Origin of the sequence: Pseudoalteromonas sp. TAB23, from assembly GCF_000498075.1 — a bacterium.
Lineage (GTDB): Bacteria > Pseudomonadota > Gammaproteobacteria > Enterobacterales > Alteromonadaceae > Pseudoalteromonas > Pseudoalteromonas arctica.
This window is the reverse complement of the sequence record NZ_AUTP01000196.1, coordinates 1-17,399: the sequence shown is the minus strand read 5'-3', so window position 1 is coordinate 17,399 and position 17,399 is coordinate 1. Positions and strand designations below refer to the sequence as shown.

13 protein-coding genes and 3 tRNA genes are annotated in these 17,399 nt (G+C 38.0%); 7 read left to right on the top strand and 9 right to left on the bottom strand.

All coding sequences use genetic code 11. The features are described from left to right. Window positions 1-95 precede the first annotated feature (95 nt). Window positions 96-1,421 (top strand): IS4 family transposase, encoded by a 1,326-nt coding sequence (locus L654_RS0110065; RefSeq protein ID WP_024607224.1) that lies wholly within the window; start codon window positions 96-98, stop codon window positions 1,419-1,421. An 81-nt stretch (window positions 1,422-1,502) separates the two neighbouring features. Here the strand turns inward: L654_RS0110065 and ampE are convergent, their stop codons facing one another. The 4 genes from ampE to folE2 all read right to left on the bottom strand — a co-directional run bounded on the left by ampE (window position 1,503) and on the right by folE2 (window position 4,911). Beyond that, window positions 1,503-2,447 (bottom strand): regulatory signaling modulator protein AmpE, encoded by a 945-nt coding sequence (gene ampE, locus L654_RS0110060; RefSeq protein WP_024607950.1) that lies wholly within the window; start codon window positions 2,445-2,447, stop codon window positions 1,503-1,505. Then, window positions 2,448-3,155 (bottom strand): 5'-methylthioadenosine/S-adenosylhomocysteine nucleosidase, encoded by a 708-nt coding sequence (gene mtnN, locus L654_RS0110055; protein ID WP_024607949.1) that lies wholly within the window; start codon window positions 3,153-3,155, stop codon window positions 2,448-2,450. 122 nt (window positions 3,156-3,277) lie between these two features. After that, complete coding sequence (locus tag L654_RS0110050; protein ID WP_007582968.1) at window positions 3,278-3,874, bottom strand: DUF2726 domain-containing protein; 597 nt, start codon at window positions 3,872-3,874, stop codon at window positions 3,278-3,280. A gap of 116 nt (window positions 3,875-3,990) precedes the next feature. After that, the gene (gene folE2 / locus L654_RS0110045; RefSeq protein WP_024607948.1) at window positions 3,991-4,911 is read right to left on the bottom strand and encodes a GTP cyclohydrolase FolE2; all 921 of its coding nucleotides are present in this window, start codon (window positions 4,909-4,911) and stop codon (window positions 3,991-3,993) included. A gap of 232 nt (window positions 4,912-5,143) precedes the next feature. Here folE2 and arcB point away from each other — a divergent pair, with 232 nt between their 5' ends. After that, the gene (gene arcB, locus L654_RS0110040) at window positions 5,144-7,462 is read left to right on the top strand and encodes an aerobic respiration two-component sensor histidine kinase ArcB (RefSeq protein ID WP_024607947.1); all 2,319 of its coding nucleotides are present in this window, start codon (window positions 5,144-5,146) and stop codon (window positions 7,460-7,462) included. Between the two features lie 16 nt (window positions 7,463-7,478). Here arcB and arcA read toward each other — a convergent pair whose 3' ends face one another. The 4 genes from arcA to trmB form a co-directional block, all read right to left on the bottom strand. Beyond that, a complete protein-coding gene (arcA, locus tag L654_RS0110035; RefSeq protein WP_002962549.1) occupies window positions 7,479-8,195 on the bottom strand; it encodes a two-component system response regulator ArcA in 717 nt (238 codons plus the stop codon). Window positions 8,196-8,686: 491 nt separating this feature from the next. Further along, complete coding sequence (locus tag L654_RS0110030) at window positions 8,687-10,291, bottom strand: HAMP domain-containing sensor histidine kinase (protein ID WP_024607946.1); 1,605 nt, start codon at window positions 10,289-10,291, stop codon at window positions 8,687-8,689. A 151-nt stretch (window positions 10,292-10,442) separates the two neighbouring features. Then, window positions 10,443-11,468: a methyltransferase gene (locus L654_RS0110025; protein WP_024589697.1), complete on the bottom strand. Its 1,026-nt coding sequence runs from the start codon at window positions 11,466-11,468 to the stop codon at window positions 10,443-10,445. 66 nt (window positions 11,469-11,534) lie between these two features. Beyond that, complete coding sequence (trmB, locus tag L654_RS0110020) at window positions 11,535-12,260, bottom strand: tRNA (guanosine(46)-N7)-methyltransferase TrmB (RefSeq protein WP_007582957.1); 726 nt, start codon at window positions 12,258-12,260, stop codon at window positions 11,535-11,537. Window positions 12,261-12,421: 161 nt separating this feature from the next. On the opposite strand from trmB, the gene mutY reads away from it, so the two are divergent. Together mutY and L654_RS0110010 are read left to right on the top strand one after the other, a co-directional pair. Then, complete coding sequence (gene mutY, locus L654_RS0110015) at window positions 12,422-13,483, top strand: A/G-specific adenine glycosylase (RefSeq protein WP_024607945.1); 1,062 nt, start codon at window positions 12,422-12,424, stop codon at window positions 13,481-13,483. Window positions 13,484-13,518: 35 nt separating this feature from the next. Next, window positions 13,519-13,791 carry an oxidative damage protection protein gene (locus L654_RS0110010; RefSeq protein ID WP_007582954.1) on the top strand — a complete coding sequence of 91 codons (273 nt, stop codon included), beginning with the start codon at window positions 13,519-13,521 and terminating at the stop codon, window positions 13,789-13,791. A gap of 52 nt (window positions 13,792-13,843) precedes the next feature. Here L654_RS0110010 and L654_RS0110005 read toward each other — a convergent pair whose 3' ends face one another. Continuing rightward, window positions 13,844-16,621, bottom strand: coding sequence for an ATP-binding protein (locus L654_RS0110005; RefSeq protein WP_024607944.1), 2,778 nt, complete (start codon window positions 16,619-16,621; stop codon window positions 13,844-13,846). A 341-nt stretch (window positions 16,622-16,962) separates the two neighbouring features. On the opposite strand from L654_RS0110005, the gene L654_RS0110000 reads away from it, so the two are divergent. The 3 genes from L654_RS0110000 (at window position 16,963) to L654_RS0109990 (ending at window position 17,395) form a co-directional block, all read left to right on the top strand. Further along, a tRNA-Phe gene (locus L654_RS0110000) sits at window positions 16,963-17,038 on the top strand. A gap of 71 nt (window positions 17,039-17,109) precedes the next feature. After that, window positions 17,110-17,185, top strand: a tRNA-Thr gene (locus L654_RS0109995). A 134-nt stretch (window positions 17,186-17,319) separates the two neighbouring features. Then, a tRNA-Phe gene (locus L654_RS0109990) sits at window positions 17,320-17,395 on the top strand. Window positions 17,396-17,399: the final 4 nt, after the last annotated feature.

The window sequence follows — 17,399 nt, the reverse complement described above, 5'->3', positions numbered from 1 at the left end:
TTAATGCCGATCAGTTAAGAAATATTTAACGATCCATTGACCGATCTTCTGGTTAGTTTATAAAGGCTTCTGAATTTATTCAGGAGCCTTTTATTTTGCAACTCACTACCGCACTTTCTCTAGCCAATAGCTACGCACCCAATTCAGAAGGCTTAGGTCAACTGAGTGATTTTTTATGCCCTGAGTTTATCAAACAATGCGCAGAAACCGCAGGTGTCGCGACGATAAGGAAAAGAAGGCTTCCTGTTGAGATGGCCGTTTGGACAGTCATTTGTATGTCGTTTTATCGTGAAGACCCACTGTGGAGTATTGTCAGTAAATTAGGGCTCGCTTTACCAGGTAAAAAAGAACTCGTTGCGCCCAGCGCGGTTGTACAGGCTAGGCAGCGGCTTGGGGCTGATGCCGTTAAACAGGTTTTTGAGCAAAGTCAGCAAATGTGGAATGCTGATGCGAACCATCCCACATGGTGCGGGCTATCACTACTGGGTGTTGATGGTGTCATTTGGCGCACACCGGATACTGCTGAAAATCAACATGCATTCTCCATGTGGAAAAATCAGTATGGTGACACGGCCTTCCCTCAGGTTCGCATGGTGTGTTTGATGGAGTTAACTAGTCATTTATTAATGGGGAGCGCCTTTGATAGTTGTCGTACAAGTGAAATGGTGTTGGCTGAAGACTTAATCGAGGCAACACCCGATAACTCACTGACGTTATTTGATAGAGGCTTCTATTCTCTAGGCTTACTCAATCGTTGGCATCATGCTGGGGTAAATAGGCATTGGCTTCAACCGATGAGAAAAGGCACGCAATATGAAATTGTTCGCTCTCTAGGTCGTCAAGACAAACTCATCAAGCTAAAAGCAACAGCACAAGCGAGAAAAAAGTTCGACGATTTACCAGAGAGCATTGAAGTTAGGCTAGTCACAAAAACGGTTAAGGGGAAAGAGGTGAATATACTCACTTCATTAACAGACCCAATGCGTTTCCCTAAGGCTGAAATTGTTGACCTCTATAGTGATCGGTGGGAAATTGAACTTGGTTATCGAGAAATGAAACAAACCTTACTGAATAGTCACTTTACGCTACGCAGCAAGAAACCTGAGATGATAGCGCAAGAATTATGGGGCGTAATGTTGAGCTATAACTTGCTCCGATACCAGATGGTGAAAATGGCGCAGAAAAAATCTGGAATATATGCAAAACACCTGAGTTTTACGACGTGTGCTATTAGTATTATTAACCTTATTCATACAATGTTTATAGAAAATGCAGGACGGATACCTAAATCAATAGAGCAATTACAAGCTCAAGTTGAACATCACATATTGCCGATAAAACGGGAGCGGGCGTATCCGAGGTGTGTGAAACCAAAACCCAGTAAATACCCCAATAAAAAAAGCCAGTCAGCTGTTAACTGACTGGCATTAAGCCTAGGCTAGTTTTTTAGTGCTCGTATTTTGGGGTCTGTAAATAGTTACGAGGTAGTCACTAAATAGTCACTAAATCACTTTTAATATTTCAATACTTACAATTACTAACAACCAAAATACACGCGCCTGATTTAATCTATTAATTATTACAGGTATATCCTCGGGTGTAGGTAGTCTATCAGTACCTATACGCATTTTATTAAAGCGAGTACCCAAATAAACTGCAGGCCCGCCCAGCTGCACACCAAGTGATGCAGAGCATGTGCTTAGTAGCCAACCTGTATTTGTTTGGTAAAAATGTCTGCCATAATGCTTTATGTAGTGCATGCTTTGTTTGCTCGCTCTACTTGCTGCAATAGTTAAAGCGAGTAAGCGCATTGGAATATACTCAATAATAAACAAGAGAGTTTTAAGCGGTTTTAAAAAGTAGCTATTTGGGGATATATCACTACGCCAGGCTTGTTGTATTAAAGTAAGCAATCGATAGGCGAGGGCAGCAATAGGGCCAAAGGCTAAAAATATAAATATAACTACGAAATAGTATCGAGCAGTGCGCAGTATTAAGCTTTCAATTAATGCTTTAATAATACCAGGAGATGAAAGCCTATTAACTTCACGGGCAAGCAGTGGTTTTAGTAATTCGCGTGCTGTCGATTTTTGATTTTGTTTAGTTAGCTTTGCAATGCGAAGTGCTTTTTTATCAATACTCTTACTTTCTAAGCATAAGTATAAAATAAGACCTGCGAGTAATTCAGGGTAAAAAGCAAACTCGAGTAGTAGCACTACAATAATGAGAATGACACTTAAAATGAGCGTGCTTGCGAGTATAGCTGCCAAATATTGATAGCTTTTAGGTTCTTTGCTTTTGTATATGCGCTTGCCAATAGCACTAAAAACAGCATTTAACGCTGTATTAGGATGATACCAGCTAATAAGGGGAATAAAGCGCTCAGCAAGGAGCGCTAGTATGAAGGCAATAAAGTCCAAGTGGTTTTGAACAATATTGCTAAGCATTTACAGAGACACTGCAGTTAGCTTTTCTAAAAGTGCGACAACCATTTTAGATGAGTTGATTGATGCTGTTTCTAGGTATTCTTCAAATGATTGTGGTGACTCTTTACCTGCTATATCAGACATTGAGCGAATTACAACAAATGGTGTGTTAAGCGTAAAACACGTTTGTGCAATTGAAGCGCCTTCCATTTCAACGGCAAGCATTGTAGGAAAATCACTGCGTGCTTTATCGATACGCACAGGGTCACACATAAATGTGTCACCAGTACAAATTAAGCCAACAAGTGTTTTAACATCACTGATTTGTTCGATTGTTTGTTGTGCTGCTTCAACTAATTTAGGGTGAGCTGCAAAGCCTGCTGGCATTTGTGGTACTTGGCCAATTTCGTAGCCAAAAGCAGTAACATCTACATCGTGATGACGTACTTCTGACGAAATTACTACGTCGCCAACACTTAGAGAAGGATCGAATCCACCGGCAGAGCCTGTGTTAATTACGCAATCAGGTTTGAAGTTATCAATCAGTAAGGTAGTTGCAATTGTTGATGCTACTTTACCAATACCAGATTGAACAAGTGTTACTGTGTTACCAGCCAATTCACCAGTATAAAAAGTGAAACCTGCTTTAGTTAAAATTTGTGGGTTTTGCATCGCTTCACGTAAAATTTTAACTTCTGGCTCCATTGCGCCAATAATACCAACATTCATAATGTTTAATTCCTGAGTTTGAATCACTTGATTATACGTGAAGTTAGCAATAAAAAACAAAAAAGCGAGCTTGTTTATGAGCTCGCTTTAAATACTTTTTAGGAGAGTATTTAATTTGGTTTTTAAATTTCAGCTAAAGCAGTTGTTTGTGCTTTGGCTTGAGAAGGTGAAAGTACCGCTGGCTTATGTGAGCGATTACGAACAGGGCGCTGCGTTTGTGTTGCTGCAGGCTTACCAAGTTTAAACATAATTGCATCGCGTACTTCAGAAGGACGGTAGCCTGATTTAACTTTCATACGAATATGTGGAATGCCCGCAGACTCTAGTGCACCGTTTACAAACCAGTCGCGTTGAGCTTTGTGACCATCTTTATTCGCATTGTTAACTAGGTCAACGGCCGCAACAATAGTGAGTTTTTCTTTATCGATTAATACAAAGTCGAGTTGCTTATTTTTAGCTTTAGCTAAAGCAGCACGTTTAGATTTAATAGAAAGACCTTGCTTACAGTCAATAACGTCAATTAACTTAACGCGACTAACAATTTTATATTGATCGCCTACAGCACGCTCGAGAAGATTTAAAAAAGCGCCTTCAACCTGCGTAAAAACAGTTTGCTTGCGGGTAAAAGGATACGGGTTTCCGCCATCGTCATTAAATTTTGACGCAACAACAGAAGCCCCGACAACTAATACTAGAATTAATAATAAAGCGAATTCCATACGGTAACTCCATAACAACAAATTGACACTGCTCAAATAAAGCAATTTACGTGCCTAAAAAGTATGAGTTATAAAATAATTACCAACTGTTTGTAAAAGCTAAAACTATGTAGCTATTAAGCTTTGTATCCACCTTCAATACCTTTAACCGCAATAGCTACAGCATCGTGTGCATGGAGTGATTCATAATGGTTTATTTGCAGCCAGTAATCGCTGTAATTGTCAGCATCTAGCAAGGCTTTAATTTTACGCGCTGCATCTTCACAAAACATAAGATTTTGACCATTTAAACGGGCAAATTCTTGCTCGTCTTCGCGTTTTACTGCCGCTTGTACAGGCGTTTTAAGTTCAGCTTCGAGGGTGTTTATTAGAGTCACTACGTCAAATTCTTGAATATTGCTATCAAGCTTTACTTTTACGTTGGCAATAGAGCGCTGCGAGTGAGGTGTAGCAACTATGCCTTGTGTAGTGCCTAGCCATTCGTGCACATCTTTTTGGCTTAAAGTTTCTTGGTTAAACTTTTCGTTAAACGCGTTTTGTATAAGCTGGCGTGCAAGTGCTGCAGAGCAAGGGCATGTTGAAGAATAGGTAACATCTACGGTTAGCTCGTAGCTAATAATGTTATTTTCAATTGTACTGGTAAGTACAACTGGGTAGCTTTTCCAGCCCGCTTTACCACTTAATAGTGATTTACGGCGTAGCGGTAATTCAAATTTAAATTCAATTTGTGCTTTATCACTCAGCCCTTCGTGGCTAGTTATAAAAGTATCGAGTGCTTGCGCTATTGTTTGCGGATTGACTTGCTGCTCAGTTGAAAGCAGGTCAAGTGCTAAAAATAGACGTGACATATGAATGCCTTTGGCATCTTCTTTATGCAAATTTACAAATGCACGAGCTTTGGCATTTACTGTAACTGGAGATAAGTCTCGTGACTCAAAAATAAATGGCAGTTCGATTTCGCCCATGCCAACCCAGTCTAATTTACCTGTTTGTAAAGCGGGTGCAGTGTCTGCTATATCTGGCATATTGGTTTGCATGTGCGCTACTCGTATTTTGGAGATAATAAAGCGGGGCATTTTACACTAAATAATTTATTGCTGAAATGATGAGTTTAAGAGATGAGCAAAATCAAACATGAAAAATTCTGTTTTTATCGCACAACATGGGTAGTGGTAGGAGAAAAATGCTAAAATCTGGGAAAATGGTATGTTTATACATGCGCATTGCCTTCTTTATATTTAAGCACACAGCTAAGAGATAAAATTACGTATGACCGATTATTCTTTGAGCCCTTGGGCTCGGGTACTTTCCAGCTCAATAACGCGATTTGGTGAATTTAAAACCGCAGCTATTTGTTACACTTTATTTTTAACTGTATCTCTTATTTTATCGAGCATGTTTTATTATGTTGCGATAGGCGAATTACACCTTGTTGATATTTTGGCTGTGGTATTTTTTACTGCTGTGGTTTCTCCTTTAATTATAAGTGTATTACTTAATTCAATTCGTCAATTAGATGCCTCGTATGCTTATTTAGATAGCGCAACCAAACAGGAAAAACTCTTAAACCAAACCCTAAAAGACAACATTAGCCGTTTAAATATTGAAATTGATGAGCGTAAAATGGCATTTCATGCCAAGCATCGCGCTATTGAAGAGCTGCGCCGAGAAATTGCTGAGCGTAAAAAAACACAACAAGAACTTGCCCAACAAAGTATGTTGCAACGCTCAATCGTTGATTCATCTCCCGATTTATTTTATTACCGCGATAACAACGGTGTATTTGCCGGCTGTAATAAAATGTTTGAAGAGGTAATGGGAAAATCAAGTAGTGAGCTAATAGGAAAAACGGTTGAGCAGATATTCCCGAGTCATTTTTTATCTGAGGTTTTAGCAACCGATAAAGAAGTAGAGCAAAGCCATAAAGCGCTGACTATCGATGTGGGTTATGAAGTAAATGGTGAAACACGTTGGTTTGAGCTGCGTAAATTACCTTTTATAAATGATGACGGTGACTACATTGGTTTACTGGGTTTTGGTCGTGATATCACTAGCCGTAAAGAAGCAGCACAAGCGCTCGAAACTGCCTATAAAGACAAAGGTAAGTTTATTGCTACGCTGAGCCATGAACTACGTACTCCTTTAAATGGCATTGTTGGTTTAACGCGTATGTTATTAGATACAGAGCTTAATAAGCAGCAGCGTAGTTGGGGCAATACTATTTTTTCGAGTGCTGAAACACTCGGTAATATTTTTAACGATATTATAGATTTAGATAAAATAGATAGAGATCAGCTCGATATAGCAACTAATTCTATTAATGTGTCAGACTTTATAAACGATGTAGTTAATTTTGCAGGCTTAATAGCAGAGCAAAAAGAGCTTGAGTTTGATATTAAGCGCAATGGCATACTTGATGTTTACGCGCAGCTCGATCCGACTCGATTACGCCAAGTTGTTTGGAACTTAATTAACAACGCCGTTAAGTTTACTCAGCAAGGCAAAGTAACACTCGAATGCAGCAGAGAAAATCGCGTAGAAGGCCCATGGTTAGTTATTAAGGTACTAGATACAGGTCAAGGTATTCCACCAGAGCAGCTTGCCCATATATTTGATATGTATTACAAAGCGCCGGATTTAAAAGGGACTAACGCGATAGGCTCAGGTATTGGTTTAGCTGTAACTAAGGCACTTGTAAGTGCAATGAAAGGGATAATTACGGTAAATAGTACTGAAGGCGAAGGAAGTTGTTTTACAGTGCAAATACCGCTTAGTTTATGTGTTGCACCAACAGAGCAAAGTTATGTTGGCCGTGGTTTGTATATTCTACTAGTAGAAGATGTGCCTCTTAACGCCGAAATTGCTACAAATCTATTAGAGCAACGAGGCCATGAAGTGTTATGGGCTGAAACCGGTGAAGATGCACTCTCGTTCGTCGAAACCGAAGATGACTTAGATTTAGTACTACTTGATATGCAATTGCCAGATATAAACGGTGACGTGGTTGCTAAGCAAATACGCTCAGATAGCCACTTTGATAAATTACCTATTGTTGCTTTAACTGCCAATGTACGCAGTGCTGAAAAAGAGCTTGAAGGTATATCAATACAAGGTGCGTTGGCTAAGCCAATTAACACAGTTAAGCTTGATAAAATGCTGGCTGACTTATTTGGCATTAAGCAAAGTGAATGCACAGAGCCACAGCTAAAAGTAAGTGAAGAAGCGCTAGAGGGCATTGATGCACACTTATTAGATATTGAAACAATAGAAGACTTTGTAAATTCGATGGGCTTGGTTGTATTTAGGCGCAGTAGTCAGTTATTTGAAAAGCTAAGTCCACAATATCAGCAAGAATTACTTACTTCATTAAATGCCGGCGATAGAGAAGAGTATGAATCAGTAGCGCATAAACTTAAAGGTGCGGCTGGATCGGTAGGTTTAAATGATGTGCAGCTTCATGCCAAAATAATGGAGCATGGTGCGATTGATGAATCTGATGAAGTGTTAAAGCAGTGGTTAGATGTTTTAGCAGATAAAATAAATGAAGGACAAAAAGCCCTTCATTTATTTTTACAGCAATTAGAGTAAAACTAATTAGCTCTAATTAAGCGTCAATTTTACCAATGAAACGGTAACCTTCACCATGGATGGTGCTGATTAACTCTGACGTTGAGTTATCACTTTCAAAATGCTTACGAATGCGACGAATAGTAACATCAACAGTACGGTCATTTGCACGAAGCTCACGGCCTGTCATGTGCTTGATTAATTGCTCACGACTAAAAATACGACCTGGAGAATCAAGCATTAAACGAAGTGCTCTGTACTCACCTTTTGGTAAACGTTTAGCGTCGCCATTTGGAGAAGTAAGACAACGGCTATTTTCATCAAGTTCCCAACCGTTAAACGTAATAACACCATTTGTTTCTAGTGCTGACTCTTCACCGCCTAAAGCAGTACGAGTAATAAGGTTGCGAGCTCTAATAGTTAATTCACGCGGGTTGAATGGCTTAGTAACGTAGTCATCTGCGCCAATTTCAAGACCTAAAATACGGTCAACATCGTTGTCACGACCCGTTAGGAATATAAGACCTACTTTACGCTTTTGGCGTAATTCACGGGCTAAAATAAGACCGTTTTTACCAGGAAGGTTGATATCCATAACTACAAGATTAACGTCATCGTTATTTGTAAGCTTGTCATGCATATCATCGCCATCAATGGCTTCAATAACTTTGTACCCTTCAGCTTCAAATAAACTAACTAGGTTCAGTCGAGTTACGTCTTCATCTTCTACGATTAGAATGACTGGCGTTTGCATTATTAATTAACCTTTTGGAATATTTTATTTATAAAAAAACCGGTGACGAATTTATAACCGATTACTAGAGATTATAGGATTATACCCATTTGTTAACAAGGAAAAAACAAATTGGATAAAAATAAAACAGTAGGGTGTCCAAAGTCTACTAAAAAGGGCAGTGCAAAAACTACTGTTTAATTGATATATACGTGGATGTAGCTATTTGAATCATAAAGTCGAAGCCATTTTCCTTTAATAATTGATACATCATTCAATCAAACAAGGTACTTAAAATAATCAGACTAATTCAAAGCAAAACTATATCACTTTCTAACCTTTCATCAATGTATGTGATACAGCAAAGATAAAAAAGTTCATAAATCGCTTGGTAATATTTATTTAATGCAATTAAATAATGTTACGCGCTTATCACATGCCTCATTAATGAGGTCATTAAATGCTAATTCAAGGATAAATTTTAAATATATGCACTTTTTAGTGATCTTTATTTAAGGAATAGTAATTATAAAGCGAGCACCGTGTTTTTCTTCAAGATCAAACATAACTCTTCCGCCAAGTGCTTGTGTTACTAGGTTGTAGACCAAGTGCATGCCTAAGCCGCTTGCGCCTTGTCCGCGCTTTGAAGTTACAAACGGGTCAAAAATTCTATTTTTAATGTTTTTATCAACGCCTTGACCATTGTCAGAATAAACTATTGTTAATTTTTTCCCTACTAGTTCTACGTCAAAGCGAATTTCATTATTTTCTTTACCTATAAATCCATGAATCACAGAGTTCATAAGCAACTGCTGAAACACTTGTTGCAGAGGTTCAGACTTACTATGAATAGCCAAGTCGGTCGGACAGTTAATAATAACGACAGGCTTTTTAGGCAATAGTTCAGATTGAATCGATGTTAAAACATCACTTATTAATGTATGTACATTAATATAGGTATTAACACCGTCGTCTTGAATAACGGCCACTTTTTTAAAGTTAGATATCAGGTCTGCGGCACGATTTAAGTTGCGGTAAATTAAGTCTAAGTTTTCAATACCTTCATCTATAAAGCGTTTTAGATGGCTTGAGGTAAGTTTTTTATCGTCAAAGCTTTGCTGTATATCTGCCAGTTTATCTCGAAGTAATGTAGAGCCTGTAATACCTAGCCCTATTGGTGTATTAACTTCATGGGCAACACCTGCAACCATTTGCCCAAGCGATGCCATTTTTTCGTTTTCAACAATTTGTGTTTGGTATTGATGCATCCGTTCAAGAGTTGATAAAAGCTCTTGATTTGCTTCTCTGAGAGCGATTGTTCGCTGGTTTACTTTTTCTTCAAGGCTTTGGTTTAGTTGTTTTATTTCTTGTTTATCTTTTTCGTGGCGCTCAAGTTGCTTTTTGGTACGTGTAAGCATGATATTTAAACTATTTGAAAGAGCGGTTATTTCTTTTACATCGGTTATTGGCGCGCGTGCATCATAGTTATGATTTTTAGATACATCCTGCAATAGCATGCTTAACTGCTCTATTGGCTTGGCTATACGTCGTTGAACTTTTATAGCAATAAAGTAAACAACTACCAAAATTAATAGAGTTAATAGCACGTCTATTAATATTTTTCTCTCAATATAAGTCTCTAAACTTTCGAGGCTCCCTCGCATATATACATAACCTACCAACTTTTCGTTATCGTAAATAGGGCGGGTTAGTTCAATATGATCGCTCGTAATTCGTGGCGTTTTTAGCTCATCAACACTGTCTATTCTTAACGGCACTGGAGGCGTTTTTTTTGCATTGAAGCTAATAAAAAAAACAGGTTTTTGAGATGCTTTTTCTATTGAATAAATATGTATGTTTTTTACAAGGGGGATATTTTCAAATGACTTGAGGCGTTTTTCTTCTGTTTTTCTATCATCTTCAACTACTGATTTACCAGCATCAAAAGCTACAATTTCAGAAAGTATGACGAGTTTATTAATGATTAATTGCTTTTGCTCTTTTACGCTTAAATAAGTAGATATCGAAATAGATAGCGACAAGCAAATAGCTGTAATAAGCATAATTAAATTTATGAGTGCTTTGCGAATGCTACTTTGATGAACTTTTTTAGGCATTATTTCGTTATCGCCTGAATTAATTTTGATTATTTAGAGTTTTAGTTTAGCAAAGACGGGAGAAAATGAAGGAAAAAAGCTAAATTAATTCTTATATTTATGCGAAGGTTAGCTTGAGCGCGTTTGCACTCAAGCATTTTTAAAAATAATACTAGCTGCTATATACGGCAAACTTGTTATTTTTAAATACCGTTTGGTAGCTTTCAAATTGCGTTTCTAAAATAGGCGGGTATTTTAAAAAGCTGTTAGCAACAATATTCAGCTTTCCTACTTTAGTTAAATGCTGTTTTGCATTTGCTAAAAATGTTTCTGCTACTGTGTAGTCGGTTGCAATACCTGTATGAAAAGGTGGATTGCTAATAATTAAATCAAACTTACCGGTAATGCTTTTAAGGCCGTCACTTAATATCGCTTCGCCTTTGATGTTGTTAAGCTTTAGAGTTTGCTGTGTTGCGTAAGTTGCCAGTGCACTTACATCACTACACACAAACTCAAGTGCTGGATTATGCAGCCCTAAAAAGGTTGCTATTAAACCTGCACCACAACCAAAGTCGAGAACCCTACCTTGCTTAATTGTCGGTGCGTTTTCGAGTAGAACTTTCGTTCCCATATCTAAACTACCGTGATTAAACACCCCTGGGACACTAATAGCTGTAAACTCGGTGTCGGCAACATTAACAACAAACTTTTTATGGTAGGTCGTAATATCAAAATCAGGGTGCTGGGTAATCTCAGCAAATGAGTAAAGAACGCAGTGCTTAGCTGAATCAATTTTGTTACTAAACTCAGCTTTACCAGCTAATTGCTTTTCAATTGATTTAACACCACTTTTGTTTTCACCTACCACCAATAGTTCGGCATCATCAGTAATAGTAGATCGAATATTATCAAGCGCCATTAATAACTCAGGTTTTGATTTAGGATAGTAAAGAATAACTAAATCGTAGCCGTTACCTGGTATTGTGTGATTTACACAAATCTCAACGTCTTTGGTATTTTTAGCAAACTCACCGTTAGCATGGTTGTAGCTAAATGCAGTTACCTTGTTTTGCGGGTTAAGTTTTTTAAGCTCTGTTAAAAAGCCATCTTGAACAAAGTTGACCACCAAGATAGATTTGCCCGTTAGTGCCTCGCTATTACGAAGTAACAGTAAACTTGGGTTGGTTAGTACGCTCATAAATGGCTTTGCCTTACAGTATGTTTAGTTTTATCAAAAATAAAAGTGAGTGCTTAAAGTTACAAATTACTCAGTACGTTCAAACATTAAATCCCACACGCCATGACCTAGGCGATGTCCGCGTTGCTCAAACTTAGTAAGCGGGCGCAAATCTGGACGTGGAACATAATCGTTTGTTTCTGATTGGTTTTTAAAACCAGGCGCTACATTCATTACTTCGAGCATATGCTCTGCATAGTTTTCCCAATCTGTTGCCATATGAAAAACGCCACCCATTTTCAGTTGGGCTCTTAGTTTTTCAACAAACTCAGTTTGTACGATACGGCGTTTATGATGACGCTTTTTATGCCAAGGATCAGGGAAAAACAACTGTAGTGTTGTTAAGCTTTCATTAGGTATACAGTCTGCAAGTACTTCAACTGCATCGTGTTCAAAAATACGTAAGTTAGTAATGCCTGCTTCATCGGCATCCATTAAACAAGCACCAACGCCTGGGCGGTGTACTTCAATACCAATAAAGTTTAGGTGAGGGGCATTTGTTGCCATTTCGACAAGCGATTTACCCATACCAAAACCAATTTCTACTACTACATCGTTGTTGTTGCCAAAAACTTCGCTTAAATCAAGCATACCGTTTTTATGCTCTAGGCCCATTGTTGGCCAGCATTTTTCGATTGCAGCGGCTTGGCCTTTGGTTAATCGACCTTCGCGTTTTACAAAACTGCGAATGGTGCGGATGTATTTACCTTCTTGCTTAGCTTGCTCAAGGTTAGTGTTGCTTGATTCACTCATATTATTGGCCTGACAAAAACAATGTGTTTAAAAATGGTTGCATATTATCCCTGACCGAGCCCGCAATCACAAGTATTAGCTGGTTTTACACGCCCTATAGCTTGATCTTTTTATTAACTACAATAGACTGAGCCGCCATTGAGCATCAGTAAAAGTACAATATGTTGGATTTAAATAAAGAACAGTCTAATTCGTTTTCTAATCAAGTCGTTGATTGGTATCACCTTCATGGGCGTAAAACACTTCCATGGCAGTTGGGTAAAACACCTTATAAAGTGTGGGTGTCTGAGGTGATGCTCCAGCAAACTCAAGTTATTACTGTTATCCCATATTTTGAAAAATTTATGCAAAGCTTTCCAGATATTATTGCTTTAGCCGATGCTGATGAAGATTTAGTACTGCATCACTGGACCGGCTTAGGGTATTACGCTCGTGCGCGTAACTTACATAAAACAGCTAAAATAGTACGTGACAAGTACCAAGGCGAATTTCCGCAAACGCTTGATGAAGTAATGGATTTACCGGGAATAGGGCGCTCTACTGCCGGGGCTGTTTTATCATTGTCGCTTGGACAGCATCATCCAATTTTAGATGGGAATGTTAAGCGAGTCTTAGCGCGCTACTTTATGATAGAAGGTTGGTACGGTGTTAAAAAAGTCGAAAACCAGCTTTGGCATTTATCAGAGCAATTAACACCTAAAAATAATGTCACCGAATTTAATCAAGCTATGATGGATTTAGGTGCGAGTGTTTGCTCACGCAGCCGGTTTGATTGCGAGGCTTGCCCATTAAATTCAGGTTGTGGTGCTTTTAATGCAGGTAAAGTAAAAGAGTTTCCACATTCTAAACCTAAAAAAGCAGTGCCGAAGAAGAGTTGTCATCAGTTAATTGTTCAGTGCGGCGATAAAGTGCTTATGGAAAAACGCCCTAACAGCGGTATTTGGGGAGGACTATTTGGCTTTTTTGAATTTAATGAGTACGAGGAGCTTCAAATATTTTTAGCTCAGCAAGGATTAGAAGCCGACTTAGTAGAGCTTGAAGCGTTTATTCATGTGTTTTCACATTTTGAGCTGACGATTAATCCGCATGTGCTCAATGTTAAGAAAATTCCTGATGTAGTAAATGACAAACAATTAGTGTGGTATCCGCTTGATCAATCAATAGAGGTTGGCCTAGCAGCGCCAACTAAAAAGTTGGTTAAACAAATTACAGCAATAGTATAGAATAGCCCCATATTTAGCGTTAGAGAGAATCAATCATGGCACGTACAGTATTTTGTCAAAAGTTACAAAAAGAAGCCGAAGGGCTTGGCTTTCAGTTATACCCTGGTGAAGTTGGTGAAAAGATTTTTAATAACATCTCTAAAGAAGCGTGGGGTCAGTGGCAGCATAAGCAAACAATGCTTATTAACGAAAAGCATTTAAATATGATGGACCCAGAGCACCGCACATTTTTAGAAGAGCAAATGGTTGGCTTTTTGTTTGAAAACAAAGATGTGGAAATTGAAGGTTATCGACCGCCTGAAAAATAATATTTTGAACATAAAAAAAGGGCTAAATAGCCCTTTTTTTGTGTGCGATTATTTAATCACTTAACTCATCTTCTTGCTCAGAGATTTTAATTTGTTCTTTTAAAAATTGAGCTGCTTTAGAGTATTCAATTTCTAACTTATCTCTTAAGTCTATTAATTCATCGGTTGTGAGTTCACCTTTTTTACATTTATCTTCAAATGCACTTGAAAGTTCTGCCACCGTTAGGGCACCAATTGTTTTGGAGATCGATTTTAATTGATGACACCCTTCAATAATCTCATCTAAATCGTTAACCATAACGCCTGAATTAATCCCCTTAATTAGCCCTTGGCTTTGTTCTAAATACATTTTGAAAAAGCGTAACTGTTTAGCTTCGTCACCATTTACATATTTCGCAACTGCTTCCATATCAATAGGTAGCGCCATGGTTTGATGGATAACTACATTCTGGTTTTGGCTTTGCTTATCGCTCCAGCGTTTTAAAGTGTCCTCTAACGCGTTTAGCTCTATAGGTTTGGTAATGAAGTCGTTTATACCTACGGCTAAACAACGCTCTTTTTCGCCTTTAAGTGCGTTTGCTGTTACAGCAATAATGTAAGGCTGTGCATCAATTGATTCTAATAGCTCTGCTTCGTTACGGATTTTTTCGACCATATCGTAACCCGACATTTTAGGCATGTGTAAGTCGGTTAAAATAAGTGAGTAATCACCTTTTCTCCACATATCTAAGCCTTCTTCACCGTTGTTTGCTATCTCAACGCCAAAACCTAGTATGTGTAATTGATCGGTTAGCACTTGTTGGTTTAAAAGGTTATCTTCAACAAGTAAAACCAATTTGTTTGATTTACGAGCTTGCTCAACATTTAAATAATTATTAAGTGTTTTGGTTTTTTTAATTTGTTTAGGTGTATGCAAACCTGCAGCGACTAAAATAGACAGCATAAAATTAGACTTACATAAAGGAGAGGCATTAATATAAAAAATATTATTATGATTTATAGCCGCTTCATCAAGCTTGCTTAGTACAACAACTTGTTGTTTATAATCCTCTAATGAATAAAATAAGCGTCTTAGCAGCGCGTTTGTTTTATCCATATTGTCTATGCCATCAGCCACCCAAATAATATCTTGCGAATGTTGGTGCTCTTCAATTTCTTCTTCTGTGTGTGCATAAACTATTTTAGCGCCCATAAACGATAAATAACGGTACATTGTTTTTTCACGTTCTAGGTGATTACTAACTACAACAATTTGCTTACCATTTAATGCACCTTTGTGTGCATATTTAATTCTACCCGATGTGCTAAACGGCAGTTCAACAGTAAACTCACTGCCAATTCCTGTATGGCTAGTTACATGAATAGTCCCTAGCATAAGCTCAGTTAAGCTTTTACAAATAGAAAGACCTAAACCTGTCCCTCCATATTCTCGGGTAATTGAATTTTCGGCTTGAATAAACGGATTAAATATTTCGCGTAGTTGTGCCTGCGACATGCCTTTACCGTTATCAGTTACGCAAAAGCGTAAGGTAAAGTGATCAGTCGTATTATGTACCACCTCTACTGATATTTTTACATGCCCTTGGGTTTTTTCATCAGTGCTCGTAAATTTAATTGCGTTGCTACATAGGTTATAAAGAACCTGACGTACACGTACGCTATCACCGGTAAGATTTATAGGAATATCTGGTGCTATTGCTAGCTCTAAATCAAGCTCACGTTTTTTAGCAACAGATGAGAGCACACGAGCAACTTCTTCAATAGTATCGGTTACCGAAAATGGGATCGGGTCAATATTTAGCTTTCCAGCCTCAATTTTAGAAAAATCTAAAATATCATCCAAAATGCTCAATAACGAAAATGCTGATTCACGAATAATCGTACTTAAACGATGCTGAGCGCCATCAAGTTCGGTCTGGCGCAGCAAATCAATAGTACCTATAACACCATTCATCGGTGTTCTTATTTCGTGACTCATCGTTGCTAAGAATGTTGTTTTAGTTTCGCTTGCTCGCTCTGCTTTTAATGTGGCTTGCTCAAGCGCTAAGGTACGATTTTGCACTTCGGCTTCTAGGCCATTTTGTAATTTATAAAGCTCTTTTTGTGCAGAGTCATTCTCGCTCATTGCTGTTTGTACTTTTTGTAGCAATAAGTTGATGTTTTTTGCTACTACACCTAAACCAATATCAAGTTGCTCATCAACATTACTATTGTAATTAGCATCTTCAGTGATTGCCTGTAACTCTTGAGTAAGAGTGTCAGTACTTTTACGTAAGCGCGTATTAATGTACATATTAAACATTAAAGTAAGTATAAATAATGCAGCAACACTCGCTATCGCGATGATGTAAGCGATAACTTGAGAGTCTTGAGCGCTTAAAGGCGTGGCTGGTATGTTTTGCTTAATAATAAGCTCGCCAATGGGCTGATCGTTTAACAATAGTAGGTGATGCAGGATACTTTCTTCTTTTAAGTGCTTTTCAGTTTTAACAGAAGCGATGGCTGGTTTACTGCTGCTATATACCAACTGAGTATCTGATGTAGCATTGAAGCGATATAGAGTATATTCAAAGTCACCGTCTAATAAGGAGGTTAAATCAAGTAACTGTTTTACTTTACCTTGACCATACATAGTTAATGCATCAACCATAGGTAAGTCTAATCTATCGGCAAGCGTTACAATATTAATAGATGATGCTGGTTGGGCTGTCTTAACTTCAGTTTGTGTATAAAATGAGTGGGCAACAATAGCGAGCGCTGTTACAGCAATATTAATGATTAAAAAAAGTGGCAGTAAGCCTTTAACTGGCGATGAGAATTTACTCTGCATTGATTGTTTCCAATTGATGTGTTTTTACTACGATAAGTCCCTATCGTACGTATCTAAGCTAATCGTAACATTTACAAAAAATAATTCACTACGGTTTTAGTCTGATTTAGTTATATTTATTTATAGTTATAGTTCGATTTGTGGTAAAAACGGACGTTATTAATAAAAAATGTACTGAGTTGTCTGAAAACCGTTCAAACAGTTATAAAGAATAAAAAAAAAGTTGACTTGTAAGGGCAAAACTCGTTTAATACGCCGCACGCCCAGATAGCTCAGTCGCTAGAGATGAGTGGGAATTGTATTAAAAATCCTTTAAGATTTTTAATTAGCACTGTTTAAGTGCCTCGATAGCTCAGTTGGTAGAGCAGAGGATTGAAAATCCTCGTGTCCCTGGTTCGATTCCGGGTCGAGGCACCATTTATTAAAGTAGTGGTGTTTAATCAACAATTTAAACATTATTACGCGTGCCTTAGCACACAGTTTTGTGTGCCGACTTAGCTCAGCTGGTAGAGCAACTGACTTGTAATCAGTAGGTCAACCGTTCGACTCGGTTAGTCGGCACCATTTATTTAAAGTAGTTTGAAAAGAAAGCTGTAATCAGTAGTCTGTTCAAATTACCCGTCGACTCGGTTAGTCGGCATCATTTATAAAGCTAAAAGTTAAATAATTATTTTACTTTTAGTTAGCACAGTTTATGTGCCTCGATAGCTCAGTCGGTAGAGCAGAGGATTGAAAATCCTCGTGTCCGTGGTTCGATTCCGCGTCGAGGCACCATTTA